This is a genomic window from Bacillus sp. CH140a_4T (assembly GCF_008923725.1).
Lineage (GTDB): Bacteria > Bacillota > Bacilli > Bacillales > Bacillaceae_G > Bacillus_A.
In genome coordinates, this window is sequence record NZ_WBPF01000022.1 from 111,468 (window position 1) to 134,316 (window position 22,849).

Annotated in this window: 21 protein-coding genes, 1 pseudogene and 1 other annotated feature; of the genes and pseudogenes, 13 read left to right on the forward strand and 9 right to left on the reverse strand. The window is 35.2% G+C overall.

What is annotated here, in order from left to right; genetic code table 11:
* Positions 1-116: 116 nt before the first annotated feature.
* A pseudogene (locus tag F8162_RS26865) lies at positions 117-907 on the forward strand (hypothetical protein).
* Positions 908-963: 56 nt separating this feature from the next.
* Here F8162_RS26865 and F8162_RS26870 read toward each other — a convergent pair.
* Complete coding sequence (locus tag F8162_RS26870) at positions 964-1,578, reverse strand: DedA family protein (protein ID WP_151632280.1); 615 nt, start codon at positions 1,576-1,578, stop codon at positions 964-966.
* A 413-nt stretch (positions 1,579-1,991) separates the two neighbouring features.
* Between F8162_RS26870 and F8162_RS26875 the strand changes: the two genes are divergently transcribed.
* From F8162_RS26875 to F8162_RS26895, 5 genes are all read left to right on the forward strand, one after another.
* Positions 1,992-2,435 (forward strand): DUF3978 family protein, encoded by a 444-nt coding sequence (locus F8162_RS26875; RefSeq protein ID WP_000388758.1) that lies wholly within the window; start codon positions 1,992-1,994, stop codon positions 2,433-2,435.
* Between the two features lie 30 nt (positions 2,436-2,465).
* On the forward strand, positions 2,466-2,927 hold the full coding sequence (locus F8162_RS26880; RefSeq protein WP_151632278.1) for a L,D-transpeptidase: 462 nt from the start codon (positions 2,466-2,468) through the stop codon (positions 2,925-2,927).
* Positions 2,928-3,290: 363 nt separating this feature from the next.
* On the forward strand, positions 3,291-3,956 hold the full coding sequence (locus F8162_RS26885; RefSeq protein ID WP_002145008.1) for a response regulator transcription factor: 666 nt from the start codon (positions 3,291-3,293) through the stop codon (positions 3,954-3,956).
* A complete protein-coding gene (locus F8162_RS26890) occupies positions 3,934-5,379 on the forward strand; it encodes a sensor histidine kinase (RefSeq protein ID WP_151632276.1) in 1,446 nt (481 codons plus the stop codon). Before F8162_RS26885 ends, F8162_RS26890 begins: the two co-directional genes overlap by 23 nt.
* A 139-nt stretch (positions 5,380-5,518) precedes the next feature.
* Positions 5,519-6,421, forward strand: a complete 903-nt coding sequence (locus tag F8162_RS26895) for an EamA family transporter (protein ID WP_151632274.1) — start codon at positions 5,519-5,521, stop codon at positions 6,419-6,421.
* Positions 6,422-6,462: 41 nt separating this feature from the next.
* Here F8162_RS26895 and metG read toward each other — a convergent pair whose 3' ends face one another.
* Positions 6,463-8,097 (reverse strand): methionine--tRNA ligase, encoded by a 1,635-nt coding sequence (metG, locus tag F8162_RS26900; protein WP_151632272.1) that lies wholly within the window; start codon positions 8,095-8,097, stop codon positions 6,463-6,465.
* Positions 8,098-8,148: 51 nt separating this feature from the next.
* Positions 8,149-8,419 (reverse strand) — a binding site (T-box leader).
* A 111-nt stretch (positions 8,420-8,530) separates the two neighbouring features.
* Here metG and F8162_RS26905 point away from each other — a divergent pair.
* The 4 genes from F8162_RS26905 to F8162_RS26920 all read left to right on the forward strand — a co-directional run bounded on the left by F8162_RS26905 (position 8,531) and on the right by F8162_RS26920 (position 13,770).
* On the forward strand, positions 8,531-9,349 hold the full coding sequence (locus F8162_RS26905) for a class I SAM-dependent methyltransferase (RefSeq protein ID WP_151632270.1): 819 nt from the start codon (positions 8,531-8,533) through the stop codon (positions 9,347-9,349).
* A gap of 411 nt (positions 9,350-9,760) precedes the next feature.
* The gene (locus F8162_RS26910) at positions 9,761-11,455 is read left to right on the forward strand and encodes a methyl-accepting chemotaxis protein (protein WP_151632268.1); all 1,695 of its coding nucleotides are present in this window, start codon (positions 9,761-9,763) and stop codon (positions 11,453-11,455) included.
* Between the two features lie 188 nt (positions 11,456-11,643).
* Positions 11,644-13,335 carry a methyl-accepting chemotaxis protein gene (locus F8162_RS26915; RefSeq protein WP_151632266.1) on the forward strand — a complete coding sequence of 564 codons (1,692 nt, stop codon included), beginning with the start codon at positions 11,644-11,646 and terminating at the stop codon, positions 13,333-13,335.
* Positions 13,336-13,452: 117 nt separating this feature from the next.
* Complete coding sequence (locus tag F8162_RS26920; protein ID WP_000076425.1) at positions 13,453-13,770, forward strand: metal-sulfur cluster assembly factor; 318 nt, start codon at positions 13,453-13,455, stop codon at positions 13,768-13,770.
* A gap of 42 nt (positions 13,771-13,812) precedes the next feature.
* Here F8162_RS26920 and nprB read toward each other — a convergent pair whose 3' ends face one another.
* The 6 genes from nprB to F8162_RS26955 all read right to left on the reverse strand — a co-directional run bounded on the left by nprB (position 13,813) and on the right by F8162_RS26955 (position 19,187).
* Positions 13,813-15,462, reverse strand: coding sequence for a neutral protease NprB (gene nprB, locus F8162_RS26925; protein ID WP_151632264.1), 1,650 nt, complete (start codon positions 15,460-15,462; stop codon positions 13,813-13,815).
* Positions 15,463-15,618: 156 nt separating this feature from the next.
* Positions 15,619-16,317, reverse strand: coding sequence for a pirin family protein (locus tag F8162_RS26930; protein WP_151632262.1), 699 nt, complete (start codon positions 16,315-16,317; stop codon positions 15,619-15,621).
* 51 nt (positions 16,318-16,368) lie between these two features.
* A complete protein-coding gene (locus tag F8162_RS26935) occupies positions 16,369-16,779 on the reverse strand; it encodes a MarR family winged helix-turn-helix transcriptional regulator (protein WP_151632260.1) in 411 nt (136 codons plus the stop codon).
* Between the two features lie 112 nt (positions 16,780-16,891).
* Entirely contained in the window at positions 16,892-17,326 is a 435-nt protein-coding gene (locus F8162_RS26940) for a DUF3920 family protein (protein ID WP_151632258.1), read from the reverse strand.
* A 163-nt stretch (positions 17,327-17,489) separates the two neighbouring features.
* Positions 17,490-18,689 carry a cation:proton antiporter gene (locus F8162_RS26950; protein WP_151632256.1) on the reverse strand — a complete coding sequence of 400 codons (1,200 nt, stop codon included), beginning with the start codon at positions 18,687-18,689 and terminating at the stop codon, positions 17,490-17,492.
* Positions 18,690-19,187 (reverse strand): cation:proton antiporter regulatory subunit, encoded by a 498-nt coding sequence (locus tag F8162_RS26955; protein ID WP_151632254.1) that lies wholly within the window; start codon positions 19,185-19,187, stop codon positions 18,690-18,692. It lies immediately after the preceding gene.
* 410 nt (positions 19,188-19,597) lie between these two features.
* On the opposite strand from F8162_RS26955, the gene F8162_RS26960 reads away from it, so the two are divergent.
* From F8162_RS26960 to F8162_RS26970, 3 genes are all read left to right on the forward strand, one after another.
* Positions 19,598-21,031 (forward strand): alanine/glycine:cation symporter family protein, encoded by a 1,434-nt coding sequence (locus F8162_RS26960; protein ID WP_120341285.1) that lies wholly within the window; start codon positions 19,598-19,600, stop codon positions 21,029-21,031.
* 213 nt (positions 21,032-21,244) lie between these two features.
* Positions 21,245-21,685 carry a Dps family protein gene (locus F8162_RS26965; RefSeq protein WP_001041897.1) on the forward strand — a complete coding sequence of 147 codons (441 nt, stop codon included), beginning with the start codon at positions 21,245-21,247 and terminating at the stop codon, positions 21,683-21,685.
* A 598-nt stretch (positions 21,686-22,283) separates the two neighbouring features.
* Complete coding sequence (locus F8162_RS26970) at positions 22,284-22,481, forward strand: hypothetical protein (protein WP_151632252.1); 198 nt, start codon at positions 22,284-22,286, stop codon at positions 22,479-22,481.
* A 16-nt stretch (positions 22,482-22,497) separates the two neighbouring features.
* On the opposite strand, the gene F8162_RS26975 is transcribed toward F8162_RS26970, so the two are convergent.
* The gene (locus F8162_RS26975; RefSeq protein ID WP_151632250.1) at positions 22,498-22,779 is read right to left on the reverse strand and encodes a hypothetical protein; all 282 of its coding nucleotides are present in this window, start codon (positions 22,777-22,779) and stop codon (positions 22,498-22,500) included.
* Positions 22,780-22,849 lie beyond the last annotated feature (70 nt).

A 22,849-nucleotide genomic window follows, 5' to 3' on the forward strand; every position in this document is an offset into this window, starting at 1 on the left:
TATTTTTGTCAATTATAATTGTCATTACGACTATAATAATTGACAAAAATAAAGATGTATTATGATGAAAATAACTTATATAATGAATGTGAAATATTAAACAAAGGAGGTTCCATATGAAGAAAACATCTACCTTTTCTTACATTCTTACTAAGCTTACAGCGACTTTCTTTTTATTATTACTTATTAGCACGCTTCTCTTAGCAACTAGTCAACCAACATTATATAGTTTCTTAGCTGGATTACGAGAACTACTATATGTTCCCTTCGTTCCTATCCTTGCGGTATATGCAATTTTTTGCTCTATTTGCATCGATAAATTGAAATTAAAAACACATACGAGACTAAAGACATTATTACTTTATATTTTTTGCGGCTATTTATTTTTTCTTCCCTTCTTAATATTTAAAGAAGCTAATCTAATACAGTTCTTGTTCCTCGGATCAATTGGAGCAGTCTGTTCTCTTTTTTCTATTTATGTACAGTCATAGCAACAAAATTTAAGTGGGTACAATATTTCGTACCAAGCATTATGCTTATTATATTTATCACAATCAACTTAATAGATATAGAAAAAGCTGGAACATTAAAAGAACAATGGGTCGAAACAAAAACAGATAAATCTTTCGAAGCATCTTTTCAACATTTTAGTGGTGAACATAAAGTCCCCATTCAACTAAAACGAGGAGATATATTAGAATTCACCATTGAATCACGAGCTGAAAATCCAGATGGCTATATAGGGGAAATCAAAATGGCTAGTGAATTTCAAGAGGAAGAAAATTATTTAGCTTCAGTGGGCCCGAATACGTACCATTTTGCGGCAATTAAGACAGGGACTTATTACATTATAGTTAGCGGAAATCAGTTAAAAGGACAGTTGAAAATAGATTGGAACATAAAATAAAAAAGGCAGTGCGTATGCACTGACCTCCTAAATTTTGACATAGAATGGATTTCATATTAACTTGCGTTTTGTAAGAATACTCGTTTTAACTGTTTGCGGAAACGAACTCCTAACGTAATTGCTACAATCACAATTACTCCAAAAATGATTTTACCGATGTGACCTTCTAGCACTCCAAAAATATCCTGTAAGTTGCCACCTAACCAGTAACCACCGATTAAGAAGAATGATACCCAAAATAGAGCACCTGAGTAAATTGTAATTGCAAAACGACGGAATGGTAAGTTAATAATTCCTGCAAAGTATCCTGTAAAATGGCGTACACCAGGAATAAAGAAACCGATAAAAATCAGGAAGTATCCATACTTATCAAACCACATTCTTGTTAAGTCGATTTTTCTTTGTGTTAAAAATACGTATTTCCCATACTTTTGAATAAAGGGCATACCTAATTTATTTCCTAAAAAGTATTGAATTGTCATTCCTACGCTTGTCCCAATAAAGGATAGGATAATTAAAATCGGTAAACTTAAATCGCCCTTCTGTGCTAAAAATCCCGCATATGCTAACGTTGGCTCTCCCGGAAACGGAAGTGCAATATATTCTAACAGCAAACCAACAAGTACAACATAGTACCCGTACTGCTGAAATAATTCATGAACCCATTCCATGTCATCTCTCCTTTCAATCACGTACAACTTCTTACTAGTATTGTATAAAAAAATTGTCGAAATAACTATCACAATAGCTTACATTTTTATTACATTTTTGTAAGGCTCACACTAAAATTTTCTGTTCATTATTTGTTGCTATCCATTATCGTTTTAAAATGAGCTAACAACTATATATCAGACGAAACAAGGGCATTAATATGCATTTTTTATCCAGTTTTTAACACTTAAAGTCATCTTATTTTGTTCTCAATAAAAAACCACCACAAACTCATACTAACTTCACATTAGCTTCATATACGTATTGTAAGATTATATCGGAATTTGTTGAAAAATTTAACTAATATATTACTAATCATTAAATTGAATAAATATAAGTCGCTTTTCGAAATTAAAAAAAGGGTGAATAAGAAATGGAAGCTTATAAAATGCACGATTTTATTAATACAAATGTTGAATCTCACCAAAATGAAACCGTTTTTAATTTACACATATGTGAAACAAGTGAATTTGACGTAAGTTTAACAAAATCTACAACACTATCTTTTATCGTTTCAAAAAAGAACATTAAGATTGTTACGAAAAAATGGATTAATTCAAATCAAGAAAGCATGATTGGTAAAAGTTACATCATTCCAACGAAAGCTTTCCACTACTTCTTACCAATTATTTCTGAAACTGAAGATGAGCTAAATATTCAAGTTCAAAGTTTTGGACTACATGGTGAACTTTTACTAAACGAAAGATTACTTATTGATAAAAACAACAAACAAAATCCAAAGATTACTACCTTCTTTGAAACATTAGATGAAAATGTAAATAAAGTATTACGAGGATTGCAAATTCATTGTATGTAAGACTATTACAATAGTAAAAAGGAGAATATAATGAAAAAACTATTATTAAGCGCACTATTATCATTAGGATTTTTAACTATTCCATTCACAAATGCTGAGGCAGCTACAACGAACGATCAACTGATTGTAAACACGAAGTTAAATAAAATGGATTATTATCAAAATGGAAAATTTATAAAGCGTTTTACTGTCGCTACTGGAAAAACAGCTACTCCTACACCTAAAGGTACTTTTCAAATCGTAAATAAAATTAAAAATCGTCCTTATTATACAGGCAAAATTAAAGGCGGCGATCCACGTAATCCACTTGGTGACCGTTGGCTCGGACTAAACATGGCAGGGACTTACGGAACAACTTATGCAATTCATGGTACGAACAATAATCAGGCAATCGGCAAATGGACAACACTAGGTTGTATTCGTATGTATAACAATGATATACACTGGTTATTTGAGCGTATTCCTCAGCAGGCTACTGTCACTGTAAAATAAACTAACAACACGATTTACGTGTAGCCAAGAATTTTATGTCTTGGCTTATTTTATTTCTTCATTTACAGTAGCAAAACAACTGTATTTACATATATAATGGGAATAGATTGTGTCAAATGAAATTAAAACATTGATAAACATGGATATTAAAATTATACAGTTATAATATTTTATAAATTTTACAATACATACTATAATAGAACTACTGTAATTCTGAAATATTCAGTTTCGCTAAACAACTCCCCTTGCTACTTTTATGATTATTTTATAGCGGGGGCTTATTATATGTATAAACAATCTGAGACATTCAAAAATGATGAATTCGAATATTGCAGTAAAAAGCGTTATTTAGGAGGTGTTACTATGACGCATATACTGGTGATTGAAGACAACCCAGATATACAAGAGCTAATTCGTGAATTTCTAATGGCACAAAACTTTACCGTTGATGTCGTTGGCGCTGGAACAGAAGGTATACTTCTTTTCCAAAAAAATTCATACGATCTTGTCCTCCTTGATGTGATGTTACCAGATATAGATGGCTATAGTATTTGTAAAATTATGCGAGGACAATCTGATGTACCGATTATTATGTTAACAGGCTTACATAATGAAGAAAGTGAAATTAAAGGATTTGAATTAGGTATTGATGACTATATTACGAAACCGTTCCATTACACCGTATTTATTAAACGTGTAGAAGCTGTATTAAGAAGGGCAGCAACGAAGGAAGCAGAAACTGCAACTATACTACAATTCCATGAATTGATGTTAAATTCTACAGCATATGCCGCTTATGTTCATGGTAATCAAATTGAATTAACAACAAAGGAATTTGAAATTATTTATACTTTACTGCAAAATCGGGGGAAAGTATTATCAAGAAGTGATTTGCTGAATAAGGTATGGGGCTATGAACATTATGGTGATGTAAGAGTTATAGATACACATATTAAAAATCTAAGAAAAAAATTAGGAATTCCTTATATTAAAACGGTGAAAGGCATTGGCTACAAAATCGAATCGTAGCACAGACAACATCACCAAAAATATTTTCATCAAAACCTTATTATTTTGTATTCTTTTATCACTTTGTCTTTATCAAATTATTTATTTTCTAGCTTCAAACTACGATAAAGAACGTTTTGCAAAAGAAAATGGAGCGCAATCTACAGAACAAGCGAATTCAAATAAACAAAACGACCAAAGTAAAACGAATCAAAATAAAGCTGTATCACAGGGAGACATTTTTAATTTCCAATCTTCGGTTATAGATTATAAATCACTCTCTACAGCTATCAATCACCTTTTGCAGCCTAGCCAAACTGCAAAAGCAAAAGAACATACACAAAATATCACGGGGAAAGATAGCACTTCTGCTCCACTTACAGAAACGGAAAAGCAAGTCGCTACTAATAATGATGCCTTACATAAACAAAATGCAGCAAGTAAAACAAATGATGCACAAGATAATCCAAAATTAACAGCTGCACTGCAGCAATTAGCTCCACATATTGGCGTGACAATGCTTGCATTATCTCTGCTCGGATCTTTAATTTATGCAAAACTAATTGTTAAACCTTTTCAATATATGAGTGATGCTTTAAAAGATATTATGAATCTTGATTTCTCAGATAAAAAACTACTTAACAAAAATACAGATCAAACAGATTTTAATTTACAAGTAGCTGCTTCACAGGTCCCAAGTATAGTGAAGAATTTACATGCGAGCAATCAAGATTTAAGAAATGAACTCAAAAAGGAACAACAATTAGAACAATCTCGTAAAGAATTTATGTCTATGGTTTCCCATGAATTAAAAACACCAATCGCAGCCGTTATGGGGCAACTAGATGGCATGATTCACGGAATTGGAGCTTATAAAGATAGAGATAAATATTTAAAACGTTCCTATGAAATGATGCAAGACATTAACATATTAACGGAAAAAATGTCGGAATTATCCAAAATACAAAATCCTCAATTTAAACCTGATTTAAAAGTTATCTCATTAACTAATATCATTGAGGATGTTATGAAAAAAGTAGATTATTTCGTATCTGTAAAACAATTAAATGTTCAATCTAACATTAAACAAGATGTACAGGTTTTAGCTGATCCTAAATTTATTCAAACTGCCATTTTTAACATTATTTCAAATGCAATTCATTATACAATTGACCATCAACATGTATATATAAAGCTTTACGAAAAGCCAAACGGTTATGCATTAGAAGTATTAAATACAGGTTCCCAAATAGATGAAGATAAACTTGCCCATTTATTTGAACCATTCTATCGCGCAAACCCTGACAAACATGGCTTAGTACAAGGTAGTGGTCTTGGGTTATACATTGTAAAACAAATACTAGATAAGCATCAATTTCCTTATGGTATACAAAACACACCTCAAGGTGTAAAATGTTCTATTGTATTCCCAAAAGCAATGTAAAAACATACTACAATTTCATACCCCAAATTCATACTTCGTATGAATGGCGGAATTTTGTAGAGTATATGACTCTGTTTCGTTCGCCCGTTATCCTTATTTGGATAGCGGGCGTTTTTTATTATGTAAAAGGAGGATTTTCATGGAGAAATTTAAGTATTCATTACTCGTTTTATTCGGAGCTTGTAGCTACGGTGTACTTTCAACTATTTTCAAACTCGGATTCATTGATGGATTTTCAGCACATGAACTATTAGGAGGACAATATGTCTTCGGATGGATCGGGCTTCTTCTGCTCGTTCTTTTCGCTTCACGTCATAAAGTAACAAAAAAGCAATTCTTTTCCTTACTAACAGTCGGCACAACAATGAGTATGACTGGTATTTTCTACGCTATCTCTGTAGAAGAACTACCAGCATCTATCGCTGTCGTCCTACTCTTTCAGTTCACATGGATTGGTGTAGTCATTGAAGCAATTGCAAATCGAACATTACCAAGCCGTGAGAAAATTATATCTATCATTATTTTATTTACTGGTACATTGTTTGCAGGCGGTGTCTTTGAAGGTCTCGGACAAAGCTTTTCCACGAAGGGTATTATCTTTGGTTTATTAGCCGCTGTCTCTTTTTCATTCTATGTGTTTGCAAGTGGGCGTGTTGCTACAGAAGTTCCGCCTTATACGAAAAGCTTTCTTATGACAACAAGTGCTACCCTTATCGTATGCCTATTCTTCCCGCCAACCTTTTTAACGGATGGTGCCCTGCAAGCTGGTCTTTGGAAATACGCTTTCTTCCTCGGATTGTTCGGTGTTGTCGTACCTGTCATTTGTTTTTCAATTGGCGTACCGAAAGTAGGAACAGGACTTAGTACAATACTAGGAGCAGCTGAATTACCAACGGCCATTATCGCTTCTATTACACTTGTACATGAAGTCGTAACATTCATGCAGTGGATTGGGATACTCTTTATACTACTTGGAATTTTTACTCCTCAGCTGCTTACGGCTAGGAAAGCAAAGAAACATAGAAGCGTGCATAGTGCATAACAAAAGACCTTTCATGTATTTGAAAGGTCTTTTTCTCTATCTCACTTTACCGCTCCATATAGCTTTTCTATCTCATGCTCAATTTGTTTTACATCGATTCGTTCAAATAGTGGCTGCACACCATCAATTCTATTCGGCAACGTGTTTTGAGGTTCCCAATTTCGTTTCACAATCGATAATGTGTTTCTAACTCTTTCACTTGAAAATGGTAAAAATGGTTCAAGAAGATTTGCAAAATTAGCGATAAGATACACACAGTTATAAATCGTTTCTTCGCATGAAACTGGATCATCTTCTCGTTGTTTCCAAGGCTGCCTCTCATCAAAGTATTTATTTGCAAAACGTACTGCATTAAATATTGTTTCTAGAGCCACTTTAAATTTAGTTTGCTCAATTGATTCTCCTACATTTTTATATAATTTTTCTACTTTATCTTTCAGCTCTACATCAATACTTCCCTTCGGTACAATACCACCATAATATTTTTCAATAAACTTTAATGTCCGGTTCACAAAGTTCCCGTATGCACCTAACAATTCACTATTATGACTGTAAATAAATTCCCGCCATGAAAAATCAGTATCACGATTTTCTGGTGCGTTTACTGTTAAAAAGTAACGAATAGAATCTGGATTGTAGCGTTCTAATATGTCAGGCACCCATACTGCCCAGTTTTTACTTGTAGATAATTTTCTTTTTTCAACTGTTAAATATTCATTTGAAACGATATGACGAGGAATTGCTCCTTCTCCTATTCCAAGCAATACCGCTGGCCAAATGATGGAATGAAACGGAATATTATCCTTTCCATGCACATAATATGTTTTCGCTTCTTTATCCCAAAACTCTTGATCATCTTTCCCTGTTTCTTCAGCCCAATGTTTACTCGCCGAATAATATCCTGTCACTGCTTCAATCCATACGTAAATTTTCTTATCTTCATACCCTTCTACTGGAATTGGTACCCCAATTGGTAAATCACGTGATACGGCCCTGTCTTGTAATCCTTCCTTTACATATCTCTCTGTTAGTTGAATCGCATTGTCGCGCCATGCCCCTGTTTGTTTTGCGGTTTCTACAGCCTCTTTAATTTGCTCCTGAAATGTATGCAATGCGAAATAAAAATGCTCTGTTTCCTGTACAGACGGTTCACTACCACATAACTTACATTTCTTTTCTAACAAATCGAGTGGATCTAAAATAGCTGAACACGCATCGCATTGATCTCCTCTTGCTGCTTCATGGCAATGTGGACAAATGCCTTCTACATAACGATCAGGTAAAAACTGCGTACACGTTTCACAATACGCTTGTTCCACTGTTTTTTTATAAATATAGCCTTCTTCTAATAAACGTAAAAAGACATTTTGTACAGTTTCATGATGGTGCTCACTATCTGTACGTGTATAGCAATCATAAGTAAAACCAAGGCTACGAAAACATCGCTGGAACTCTTCATGATACTTATCAGCAATTTCCTTCGCCGTCACACCTTCTTGTTTTGCCCTAATTGCAATTGGTGTTCCATTACAATCACTTCCCGAAACATACAACACATTCTCCCCTTTTGCCCGGTAATAACGTGCTAAAATATCTCCAGGTAATAAACTCGCAATATGTCCAAGATGTAACGAACCATTTGCATACGGCCAAGCGCCTCCAATAAAAATACTCATCTTACATTCCTCCTTTTAAATATAAAAAAGCCCCGCCCTTATCTTAAAAAAGATAAGGGCGGGGCTGTATAAACAGTCGCGGTACCACCTTATTTCGCCAATTACTCACATAATTAGCCTTAACAAGTACGGAGCTATATGCTCTTATACTGTGATTTTGATAACGAGTACCAACTCTCGTCGCCGCCTACTATTATCATGTGATAAGTTCAGGACGAAGCTCAAAGGCCATTGTTCAAATGAATATTCTTGCTTCTTCTCAGCTACCGAAGCTCTCTGGACAGAATGATTTCATTCTACTTTTCCTTTTCAACGCTTTTATATATAACACGTATTTTACGACTTAATTGCTGAAAAATCAAACTTAAATTCAAAAAAAGGAAATCCCCCTCTCACGCAGAATAACTATACGTTCACAAAAGGAGTGATTCGATTGAATCAAAAACAACTAAGCGTACGTAATGAAAAAAGCTGGAATGCAGCTGCGTATGAAGCTTGGACGAATCGCCACGGGGTGCCAGCCGATTATGCGAAAAAGCTTATGGCAGATCCCATGCGCGAAGTAGATCACTATTTATCTTACATACAGTCTCCAAAAGGAAAACGTATTATTAATTTACTTGGTTCAAAAGGCAATAAAGCCGTCGCTCTCGCTCTTTTAGGAGCTGACGTAACAGTTGTTGATATTTCAGCAAGTAATGCAAAATATGCAAATGAACTTGCGGAAGCAGCAGGTGTCTCTATCCAGTATGTTATTTCTGATGTATTAGATGTAAAGCTCTCCGAATCATTTGATATCGTACTGCTGGAACTTGGTGTACTCCATTACTTTTTAGATTTAAAACCACTCTTTCAAAAAATTGCTACCTTACTTAAGCAAGATGGAACGCTTATCCTTCGTGACTATCATCCTGTTTACACGAAATTATTAGGAGTGGACCACCCATCATTTCGGGCCAATGGAAATTATTTCGATGAAGAATTAATTGAAGATGATGTTGCTTATAGCATCCTTCTTACAGAAGCGCAGAAAGAAGCGTTACCGAAAACAACCATCCGTCGCTGGACACTAGGAGAAATCATTACAACACTTGCGGAAGAACATTTTAAAATTGAAAAACTAGTTGAAGAACACGGGTCTCATCAAAGGTGGGTCTTCCCTCCTACTGCACCAGAAGGAATGGAAGAACGTGTGCCTGGTTTATATACATTAATTGCGACAGCATGCAAAAAAGGATCCCTTCACGGATAGGATCCTTTTTGCATGCTTACGCATATAAGTTGAGGTTGGAGATTACCATAATTCTGTAGAATAGGACACAAGATATTTCAACATTTCGTCTCTGACTTACGTCGTCAAAAAGGGGTATGACCAACATAACGAAGAGTAATGTTACAGTTGATATTGATAATCGTTATCAACTAATTAGAAGTATACATGATGTTATTTCAAATTACAATAGCATTTCTCATTTTTATTTATGAATTTTTTGATATACAAATGTATACATTTTAAGAACATTTACTCATATCAATCTGCCATCTTCCATTATCTGCTATAATTTTCATTGAACAGATTAATAACTTCATAATGATGTTTTTATTAATTCTGCTCTTAATATTTATAAATTATAATAAATAGTTTTTAAAGGTAGGGGTAACGATGAAATATGTTGGTATTCGAAAAAAACTACTGTTCACACTCTTAAGCATTTCTTCTTTATTTAGCATCGCTCTTATTGTTATTCTTTCATTCACTATGAGCCAAGCAAGCGAAATTGAAACATTAAAAAATGATGTATCAAAACGAGCAACCATTTTAAAAGAACGTGGTGATTGGTTCCAAGCACAAGTTGCTGGTTTACAAGAATACTTACTATCACATGATCAAAAAGGATTGGATAAATTCAACCGAGAAGGAAAAAAACTAGCTGATACTAGAGAAAAAGTAACAAATGATAAAAAACTCCCAGAAGGAATGAAAGAAGCAATTTTAATGGGGGCAAAGTGGCGAAGCGTCATAGATAATGAAGTACTCCCTCTCGCTCGTGAAGGAAAATGGGACGAAGCATCCAAAATCGCTTTAGCTCAAACTGATTATGTAAACGACCTTTTAAGTCGCTTTACTAAATATGCAAATGAAGAAAATGATAAACGTGACGCATTAATTGCTGAAATCGAGTCTTCTTCATCTCTTATTCAATATATTATTTTCTTCTCCCTCATTACATGTACAGTAACATCCATTTTATTAGCATGGTGGTTCTCTGGCAAACTCGTTAAACCGATACGACAAATTGATGAGAAATTAAAAGAATTAGCTTCTCAAGATGGCGATTTAACCGCTAGATTGCACGTAACGAGTAAAGATGAAATTGGGGATATCGCCCATTCCTTTAATCAAATGCTCACTAACTTACAACGTATCATACAACAAGTACAACAAACATCAACAAGTGTAAAAGAAGCGTCTGAAAATGTGTTTATGGAAACAACTGCTTCTATGGAAAACACAGCAAAAACCGAGGAAACTATGAATGCTCTTGAGCATAATATTCGTTCACAAGTTTCCAGCATCGAAGAAAGTTCAACTGCGATGGATGATATGGCAACGAGTGTTCAGCGTATTGCAGAATCCGCCTCTTCTGTTGCTAGCTTAGCTGTGACAACTTCAGAAAAAGCAGATAGTGGGAATAAAGTCATTGAGAAATCTATTACACAAATGCATACCATTAACGAAGCTGTTAATGCTACATCACAAGTAGTAGAGAGACTCATTACACATACAAATCATATTGATACTGCACTTCAATCTATTTCTAATATTGCGGAACAAACGAATTTACTCGCTTTAAATGCTTCTATTGAAGCAGCCCGTGCTGGCGAACATGGAAAAGGCTTCGCCGTTGTTGCCGATGAAGTTCGAAAACTTGCGGAACAATCTAAAATAGCAGCAACTGATATTAACCATTTACTTCATCACATTCAAGCCGATACAAAAATAGCAAATGAAATGATGGCGCAAGGTCAGTCAGAGGCTTCTGAAGGAATTACAGTCATTCGTACCGCTGGATCTTCATTCTCAGAAATTGTTAACCACATTAATAAAGTCTCTACACAAATACAAGAAATGTCTGCAACTGCTGAAGAAATGTCCGCAAGTTCTGAAGAAATGAATGCAGCTTTAAATAACATCGCTTCTATTTCAAATGAGGTTGCCGCCGAAACATCACAAACAGCAAATTCAGCTGGTGATCAAGTAAACAAAATGAGTGTCGTCGCTAAAAAAGCGTCTGAAATGAAAACGACTGTGCAAGAACTTGAGGTTCTCGTTTCTCATTTCAAAACACATGCTTAAAGTGAAAAAAGAGAGATTTACAAACTCTCCTTTTTTACCTTAAAATATCTCTTTCTATCTCTCATTCCGTCTGCTATAATTCCTAAAGGAAAGAAGAAAGCTTTATTCCAGATGGAGTAAAGCTTTCTTTCAATTTTTTACATTTATTAATTCTAATACTAGGATTTCACAAGGAGGCTTTTTATCATATGAATTTTATTAGCATTCGAAAAAAACTAATGTTCATGATGGGAACGATTTGCGCTTTATTTGGCATTGCCTTAGCTTTTATTTTATTTTTTACTATCGATCAATCTCGTCAAGCTCAAGCATTACAAAAAGAAATTTCCCCTTTGGCAACAGAATTGAAAGAACGTGGAGATGCTTATCAAGTACAACTTTCTGCTTTAAGAGGTTATTTATTACAACATGATCAAGTCGAATTAGACAAGTTTAATGAGATGAGTAAACGTCTGGAGGATTCAAAAGATAAACTTCTTTCTAATCCAAATGTTTCTCAGTCCATGAAAAATACAATGGAATCAGGATCCACTTGGAGAAAATTTATTGAAGAAAAAGTTTTCCCTCTTGCAAAAGAACAAAAGTGGGAAGAGGCCCTGCAAGTAGCTTATGCAGAAAATGGTACTGTTTATAAAGTAATTGGTGACTTCACAAATTACAGTAACGAACAAGCTAAGTTACGTGATCAATCTATCAAAAAAATTGATCAATCTTCGCTACAAATTGAATATGTTGTCTTCTTATCACTTGTTATTTGTATTATCGTAGCTATCACTGTTGCATGGTGGTTCTCTGGTAAACTTGTAAAACCAATTCAACAAATTGATAGTAAACTAAAAGAATTATCATCTCAAGAAGGTGACTTAACTGCCCGTCTACAAGTAAATAGTAATGATGAAATTGGTACGATCGCAACATCATTTAATAAAATGTTAGAAAACCTACAACATATCATTAATCGTGTTCAAAAAACATCTATAGAAGTACAAAACGCTTCTGAAAACATGCTAGAAAAGACGAATATATCACGCGAGGCAACAATAAAAGTTCAAAGCACGATGTCCAACTTAAATGAAAGTATTCAATCGCAAGCCTCTAGCATGGAAGAAAGCTCAACTGCAATGGACGATATGGCAGTAAGTGTTCAGCGCATTGCTGAATCTGCCACATCTGTAACTGAACTAGCTGTAGCTACATCTGAACAGGCTAACGATGGAAGTACTGTTATTCAAAAATCAGTTTCACAAATGACAACGATACATGAAGCTGTAAATGCTACGTCAGAAGTGGTCGAACGTCTAATCACACACACGAAATATATTGATACAGCTGTACAATCTATTTCTAATATCGCAGAACAAACAAACTTACTTGCTTTAAATGCATCTATTGAAGCAGCTCGTGCTGGTGAACAAGGAAAAGGTTTCGCTGTCGTAGCTGATGAAGTTCGAAAACTTGCTGAACAATCTAAAACTGCTGCAACAGATATTAACCAATTACTACATCAAATTCAACAAGACACTGAAACTGCGAGCTCTATGATGTCACAAGGTCGTTCTGAGGCATTTGAAGGCATTCATGTCATTCGTGAAGCTGGCAATTCTTTCACAACAATTGTGGAACAAGTAAATAAAGTATCTACTCAAATGCAAGACATCTCAGCAACTGCTGAAGAAATGGCTGCAAGTGCTGAAGAAATGAACGCTTCACTGAATAACATCGCTTCTATTTCGACTGAAGTATCTAGTGAAACAGCAGCAACAGCACAATCTGCTAAGAAAAAAGTCATTACGATGAATGAGATGACACAAACGGCTAAACAAATGAAACAAACAGTTGAAGAATTAGATCAACTCGTATCACACTTCAAAACTGAATAGCCTTTAAAAAGTATCCCTCTTCCAAAAGGGATATTTTTTTGAGCTCATTTCCTGCATATTATACATATTTCCGTTATAATGAGAATCGATATCATTAAAATGCAGGGGGTGCTACTTATGTCACAAGAAGCATTTGAAAATAAATTATATGCCAATTTAGAAGCTGTTATTGACCCTGAACTAGGTGTTGATATTATCAATCTTGGATTAGTTTATGACGTTACAGCAGATGAAAATAATAATGCTGTCATTACGATGACGATGACTTCTATCGGCTGTCCAATGGCTGGGCAAATTGTATCAGACGTAAAAAAAGTATTATCAACGAACGTACCTGAAGTCAATGAAATAGAAGTAAATGTCGTTTGGAATCCACCATGGTCTAAAGAACGTATGTCACGTATGGCGAAAATCGCATTAGGTATTCGCGACTAAATACAGAAAGACCTGACATCCTAGTCAGGTCTTTTTCTCTTATTATTTTACGCCTACTGCATCATAAGCTTTCGTTACAGCTTGTACAGCTTTAGAATCTTTACCATATAAATCTTCAGCTGACTGAAGTGCCGCTTGACGCATCATCTTAAAGTCAGAGTTTGCAGTTAAATACTTCGTAAGAGCACGGTAATAAATTTTTTCTGTCGCTTCACGGCCTACTCCAGTTACTTTCACGCCGTAATGCTCTCCGCCATCAGATACTAAATATGCAGCTTTATTGTTAATACTACTGTTAATATGAACGCCGCCATTATCAGCTGTTCCAGTGTAGCGTTTATTGTAGTGATCTGGGTAACCTTCACCTGGTTTTAATGGATTTGGAATAGATGCTGGATCTTTCAGAGAACGAAGTGCATCACCAGGTTTTCCAGGTGTATAAATGTCAGCACCTAAATCCCAGCTCTTCTTCTCAACCATGACACCCATAATATCAGATAACGACTCATTTAACGCACCTGACTCATTTTTATAAACAAGGTTTGCTGTATGTTCAGTTACAGCATGCGTTAATTCGTGACCGATAACATCAAGTCCCGCAGATAACGGCACAAATGTTGTACCATCACCATCACCATACATCATCTGAATACCGTTCCAAGCTGCGTTATTCCAGCTTTCACCTACGTGAACAGAGGAAATAAGCTTCGCACCTTTATCATCGAAAGAGTTACGATTAAATGTCTTTTTGTAGTAATCATATACTTTCCCTGCATTTACATGCGCATCAACCGCTGCTTTGTCATCAAAGAATTTATTTTTACTTTCTACTTCAATACCTGTATGTCCGAACCATTGTGAGAATATATTAAACAAGTTTTCATCCATATTCTCTGCATCGAATGTATGAACACCTTGTCCTCGTTTACCATCAAATAAATGGAATGCTCCTGTTTTCTCATCTTGCGCAATTTCAAATGATTGTTTAGCGCCTAATACTCCGTAACCAAATCCTGTAATGTGATCTACAGCATTATATTTCTCAATCACATTTCCATTCGTTGCATCAACAAAATAATGCCAATATCCTGGAGCTGGCTTTGAAATTGATGCTTTCACTAAGTATGCAAGATAGTAATTCCCATCTTTTTCATACACATATAAATCTTTTTTCACACCGTCATAATTCTTTACTGCACCAATTTCTTTCTCAATATCTGCCTTTGCAATTGTTTCTGCTTGCTCTGCGCTAATCTTTGCAAACGCAGGAATATTTTTATCCTCTAAATTCGGAATAACTTGTCCGAAGAATGCTTTTACATTATTTTCTTTATCGAGTGTAACAGTTTGATCTGAACCATACACAGGAATGTTGTTATGTTTTTCAACTAACTTCACGTGTGTTGTGCCAGATTCAGCATCTTTTTCTTCCCCAACGACATTGAAATGTTTATCAATATTTCCTGCTAATTTGAACATATCTTTCTTACTTTCTAAATATTGAAAGACCGTTTCTTTTTTATCTAGTCCTTCTGGTGCTTTCCATTCTTCACCTATGTATGCAGGTGTTTTAAATTCTTGATGATATTGAATTTTTTGTTCTTCTGCTTTCGTTGTCGTTGCTCCAAATGTTCCAAATCCCCCGGCGATAACAGTTAAGGCTAATGCTGATGAAATGACTTGCTTTTTCACTATAACATTCCCCATTCCCATAAAGATTTTTGACACTTTTATACAATTCTTGTTTTTCAAGTTGATACCTTTATCGAAAATTTGAGAAAGTTTTTTCTGACAATTCTACTCAAAAAAAGAGGACATCTACTCGATGTCCTCTTTTTCATAAACGCTCTATTGTCTTTTCAATTCAATTGCTAAATAATGAGATTGCTCTTTCGCTTCAATATGAATATCTTCTTCCACCGCTTCTGCTGCATCACGCATAACAAGACTTTCACCATTTATTACACTACTTCCTTCAATTTGTACAAGGTACAATTGACGACCCTTTTGCACAGGAAAATGAATTTCTTTTCCTGCATCTAACGATAAAGAATATAAATTCGCATCTTGGTGAATTTGAATTGGTGCCCCGCCTTCTAATGGAGATACCATATGAAACCATTCGTTTTCACGTTTGCTCCAATCAAATGTAAACTCACCATAGTTTGGTTTATGGTCCTCACGGTCTGGTAAAATCCAAATTTGTAGTAAACGAAGTGTTTCATTTCCTAAATTATGCTCACTATGAAATACACCTGTGCCAGCACTCATATATTGAACATGCCCTCGCTCAATTGTTCCGCGGTTCCCCATGCTATCCTCATGTGTTAAAGCACCATCTACAACATACGAAATGATTTCCATATCACGGTGCGGATGCATATCAAAACCTGTTTGCGGTGCTACTAGGTCATCGTTAATGACACGTAATGCACCGAAGTTCATGTTATTAGGATTATAATAATTCGCAAATGAAAAATGAAAATGTGTATTTAGCCAACCGTGATTTGCTCTTCCCATATTTTTATGATCAACTTTTCTAAACATACTCTTCACCTCATATTATCTCGAATTCAAGATTTATTTTTAAATTTTTTCTCACTGTAATTTTTTTAGTAATTGTAATAATTGATGTTGTTCTTCTACATTTAAATTTTGAAACTGCTTCGCTTGGAACGTTTCTTGAGGCGGGACGATTTCCTCATATAAAGCTTTTCCCTTTTCTGTTAACGAAATATATTTTGTAGTACCTTCTTGTTCACGACGAATCCACTCCAGCTGCTCCATTTTATTTAACAGCTGCGTGATATTTCCCTTCGTAACAAATAATTTATTTCCGAGCTCTTGCTGCGTTAGACGATTATGTCCTCCAACTTGAGCTAGCACATCAAACTGAGCGGCAGATACATTCCATTCTTTCAAATGCTGATTCGTCTCACGAATACTTTTATTATAAAAACGTGATAAACGAAACCATAATAGTAATCCAAGTCTATCTTCTGTTTTCACTCTATCACCTCGCTCGTTTCATACCAATAGTTTAGAGCTAAACTTTATAAAAGTCAATCACTTACTTTTAGTAATTAACAAAGAAAGCACAGTGCCATTTCTCCACTATGCTTTACATTAACTTTCTATTTTTATATTCATCTAACTTCCTCTCCGCGAACTTCCTCGCATCTTTCTCAATCCATCTATCTTCATACAATTCATTTCCAACATACAATACCTCTCTCTTATGCTGCATCGCATGGCGAAATTCATGTAGTAGTGTTTTGAGCACTTGCTCATACTCTTCCCATATACAAACAAAAATTAATTGTTTTTCTTTATGATAAAAACCACCTACTGGGAATAAAAATTCCTCTTCTTCTTCTCCTAATGATAGAAGCACATGATTCGCATCACACGTATCACAAAAAATAACTGGCGTTTTACATACTTCAATAAGTGAAAACACATCATCTCTAAGCCTTTTGACATCCCAAGGAAGCTCCGAATCCAACACATACCAATTCTCCACCTGTTGATATACATTTTGAAACTGGAGTTCCATTTCTCTTTATTCCCCTTTCCAAGCACCTTTTTCTATATGTATGCCACAATACGGTAAATATTAAACGTATTCTTTCATCCTTGAAAAAATGCCAATAAAAAAAGGATCTATGTCGACATAGATCCCTTTTTCATACATATCTTGTACTTTGATTTTAAAAAATTTAGCTTTTCTCCATATCCCACTTAAAGATTTTATTTAAAAATTTATATACATTCTTTGACTCTTTCGTCAAAAGTGGACCTAAGATCGATAGTATAAGCACGTATAGTGCTGAGAATGGTTTCAATACTGACATTAGACCACCGGCGATGCCGATATTGGCCATAATGATGGAGAATTCTCCTCTTGAAACGATTGTTAATCCAATATTTGTTGACGCTTTATGAGATAATCCAGCTTGTCGTCCTGCAATCATCCCTGCTACAAAGTTACCGATGATTGTAAGAAGGACAGCACCTAACGTTAACCATATCGCTCCGCCCAATGAGAACGGATCAATACTTAATCCGAAACTGAAGAAGAAAATAGCTCCGAAAAAGTCTCTAAATGGAACAACGAGATGTTCAATTCTGTCACTATGCTCTGTCTCAGAGAAAACCAATCCTAAAAGAAGTGCTCCAATTGCTTCGGCAACGTGAATTGTTTCTGAGAAACCTGCAATAAAGAATAACGAAGCAAATACTACAATAATAAAAATTTCATCTGAACTAATATTGAGCAATCTATTTAATAAAGGCGTAGCCTTCCTAGCCACAATAAAGAATAGAAGCATGTACCCTAAAGCAATTCCAATCGAAGTGAGAGCACCTAAGAAGGAAGCATGATCCCCTAGAACTAAACCAGAAACAACTGATAAATACACAGCAAGGAATATATCTTCAAACATAATGATTCCTAAAATTAATTCGGTCTCATTATTACCAGTTCTTCTTAAATCCACTAACACTTTTGCAACGATAGCACTAGAAGAAATCGTAATAATCCCCGCAATAATTAAGATTTCTAGTAAAGGGAACCCCATTATAAACCCGTATAATAATCCAAGTGAAAAGTTAATTAAAATATAGATTGTTCCGCCAATCGCAATAGAACGTCCAGATTTAATTAGTTTTTTCATCGAAAATTCTAGCCCTAGATAAAACAGAAGGAACAGAACGCCAATCCGTCCAAGGAAGGAAATGACACTTGCACTTTCAATAAATTTGAAATCGATAACACCTATTGTCGGCGCGTGTGGCCCTACTAACATTCCAAGAACAATTAGAAAAGGAATTACTGAGAATTTAAACTTTCCAGCAATGACTGCCGCAATTGCAACTAATACTAACGCTGTACCAACTTCAAAAATTAAAGTATCCATCTAGTCAGTCCCCCTATTCGAAAGTAACTCATTAATAATTTTTTTAATTTCTTCTCTCTCACCAGAAACTACAAGCATATCGCCTTCTTCAATTACCGTCTCTGGCCCTGGATTGAATAGCTTTTTCATGTTCTTCTTCATAACTGCAATGATCGTTACACTATACATTTTTCGTATTTCAAGATCACCAATTGTTTTTCCGATTGCTGGCGCTGCATGCTCCACCTTAAACCACTCAATTGCTAAACCTTCAAAGACCATTTCAACATTTTCTAATGCTCTAGGCTTATATACCATTCCACCTAATATCGCTGCAATTTGTCTCGCCTCTGAGTCACGTAATGAAATACTTGAGATGCTTTCTTCGTGGTCTGAATCAAAATGGTACATTTCTCTACGTCCATCATCATGAATGACAATCACCATTTTTTCGTTCCCTTTCGTAACAACTTGAAACTTATAACCAATACCCGGAAGTTCACTTTCTCTAATATTCATGTTTAGTTCCTCCTCAATAATTTTTATTTGAGTTTTCTGTTTTTCTGTCTTTTGTTCATCCAATCAATTTTAGAAATTCTAACCATTCAGGATACCTATGCGTTGGAAATCTTTTATTGTAATAATAAGTGGCTCCTAAAAAGATACTTAAAGATGTAATGATAAAAAATATATTACTTCTCGTTTTCAAACTCTTAAGGCTTACATTCAATAAAGATTCTTCTTTCAAATTATCCCCTCTTCCTTGCTTTACATTTAGTTTTTTAAAATGTAAATAATTCTAAAAATATTACGATGTAACATAATCATAACATAAAATAGATTTAAGTAACATCATTTTTTAGAAAAATTGATTCTCGTATATTTTTTGCATATAATTTTCTTATTACGAAAAAAAGGAAGTGTATTATATGGTTGATATCTTTAGCAGATTCCTTGAGGTAACGAATAATATTTTATGGTCATATATTCTTATTGCAATGCTAATCGGCTTCGGTCTTTATTTCTCTTTCAAATTAAAATTCGTCCAAATTACTCATTTCGGTGAGATGGTCAGTTTAATTAGTAAAGGGTTTAATCGAAAAGAAAAAAAGAAAGATAGCATCTCCCCATTCCAAGCATTTTGCTTAAGTGCAGCGGCACGTATCGGTATCGGAAACTTAGCTGGTGTAGCATTAGCCATTTCAATGGGTGGACCCGGCGCAATATTTTGGATGTGGTTTATCGCTATCCTTGGGGCAGCTACTAGTTTCGTAGAATGTACGCTCGCGCAAATTTATAAAGTAAAAGATGGCAGCAGGTTCCGTGGTGGACCAGCATATTACATGGAAAAAGGATTAAACAAACGCTGGATGGGTGTTTGGTTTTCACTTCTTATTACAGTTGCGTACGGATTAATTTTCAATTCTGTACAAGCAAACACAGTAACAATAGCGTTTGAAAATGCTTTTGGACTAGAGCGAACGATTGTAGGAGCTCTATTAGCTTTATTAGTTGCAGTTATTATTTTTGGTGGTATCAAGAGCATTTCACGTATTACAGAAATGATCGTTCCTCCAATGGCGATCATTTATATTGGTGTGGCTATTTTTGTCGTAATTAACAACTTCAATATGTTACCAAGCATTTTTACAGAAATATTTAACAGCGCATTCGGTTTAGACCAAGCTATCGCTGGTGGTATTGGAGCAGCAATCAAATTCGGAATTCAGCGCGGTTTATTCGCGACAGAAGCAGGTATGGGTAGCTCTCCTAACGCTGCAGCAACATCAGATGTATCTCACCCTGTAAAACAAGGACTTGTTCAAGCATTAGGAGTTTTCGTAGATACATTCTTAGTATGTACATCAACAGCGTTTATCGTATTATGTTCTGGCCTGTACAAAGGATCAAATTTAGAAGGTATTGAATTAACACAACAAGCATTAAGTTCACAAATTGGACCGTGGGCAAGTACTTTCTTAGCGATTATTATTTTCCTATTTGCTTTCAGTTCTTTACTAGGAAACTACTATTATGGTGAAACAAACATCGCATTCATTAAAGAAAGCAAAACATGGTTACTGATTTATCGTGTTGCAGTTGTCGGAATGGTATTCTTCGGATCAATCGCGGCCCTTCAAACAGTTTGGAGTTTAGCTGATTTCTTTATGGGACTAATGGTATTCACAAACTTAATTGCCATCTCATTCCTGAGCAAGTTCGCCTACGCAGCTTTAGTAGACTATATTAAGCAAAAGAAACAAGGAAAAGATCCTGTCTTCGTTGCAAGTTCTATCCCTGGCTTACAGAATACAGAGTGCTGGGATGGACAGGATGTAGAAGAGAAACAGCAGGCTGTATAATAATTAAAAGCAAAAGCGGCTCGTTCAGAGCATTAGCTATATATCAAACAAAATCCCTATTACTCCACAGTAATAGGGATTTTTATTTACAACAGTTCATAATTTGTTCAAATTAATTCCAGCAAAAGGGTTGATTTATATCAATTACTAGATTATAATAATTATAAATTAGTAATTGATATAACATAACAACTCAAAAGGAGATTGATCATAATGAACAAACAAGTAATCGAAGTATTAAACAAACAAGTAGCAGACTGGAGCGTTTTATTCACAAAACTACACAACTTCCATTGGTACGTAAAAGGACCTCAATTCTTCACATTACATGAGAAATTCGAAGAACTATACACAGAATCAGCTACTCACATCGACGAAATTGCAGAACGCATTTTAGCAATTGGTGGTAAACCAGTAGCAACAATGAAAGAATACTTAGAACTATCTTCTATTCAAGAAGCAGCATACGGAGAAACTGCAGAAGGGATGGTCGAAGCAATCATGAAAGACTACGAAATGATGCTAGTCGAACTGAAAAAAGGCATGGAAATCGCTCAAAACTCTGATGACGAAATGACATCTGACCTATTACTAGGCATCTACACAGAACTAGAAAAACACGCTTGGATGCTACGTGCTTTCTTGAATCAATAATATATTTAAAAGCGGAGGTGACTTGCTCAGAACAGGAGGGCATTGGAGCTCCTGACGAAGAGGCGTTCTTTGCCTCACAGGAAGGCGCGAAATGACCGACTGTTCTAGTCACCGGAGCTGGATACCACTGAAAGCGGAAGCGGCTTGCTCAGAATCGCAGGACATTGGAGCTCTCGACCTTGAAGTGCTTTTTGCTTCGAGCGAGAGAGGGAAATGACCGGAGATTCTAGCCGCTGGAGTTGGATATCACCTTTAAAAGCAGAAGCGGCTCGTTCAGAGTCGCTTTTTTCTATGGGGTTGTCGCGCATATCAGTACATGAAATTTATATCAGCGATTTTCTATTTATATCGGCGATTCCATTAAATATATCAGCGATTTTCGCATTATATCGGCGATTCCGTCAAATTTATCAGCGATTTTTCCAATATATCGACTTACCGACAAATCACGACAATATTAGCAGCCCTCTCCTCTACTTTTATCAATATATTACAATCCCTTTTATGTTAAAATATAGGTAACACCCTTTAGTAAAATAGATCCAAAAAAGCTTTTCCATATTCATCATTTACTACTTAAATGGCGGGAGTGGTTCAGTTGAAAGACTACTTAATTAGAGCATTCTTTGCGTTAATAACAGTTGGGATTGTCTTACTTATAGCTAACGTTTTCAATATACGTATCGAGGTGAAAGACTATGCTTTCCTCGTTGTTGTAGCAATTGGTGGCGGCTGGGGTGGCTGGTACCTGTATAAAAAACAAAGTAATCAAAGTGATAAAGGCATTCCAAAGTAATACGGAATGCCTTCTTTTATTGCCGTCTATAGTAAATAATAAAATTCAAACCGCTAATACAGCCAATTGCAATAAACATATTAGAACTATGCACATCTCCGGCTAGATTATACTCATCAACGATAAAGCCAATCATAAAGAGTGTTATCGCCGAAACACCGATACACAATATCGAAATAAACCAAAGCGAAAATTCATTAATTAGCTCTTTCTTCTGTGTTGAAACAATTAGCATAACAAGAATAGCTGCTGCTAATATACTTTTGAAAACCGGTCTTAAATACACAAACTCCTCCATCTATTTCTCCCTTCCCAAAACATTACATCTAAACATTAACATATTTAACCAAATTAAAAACACATGCCTT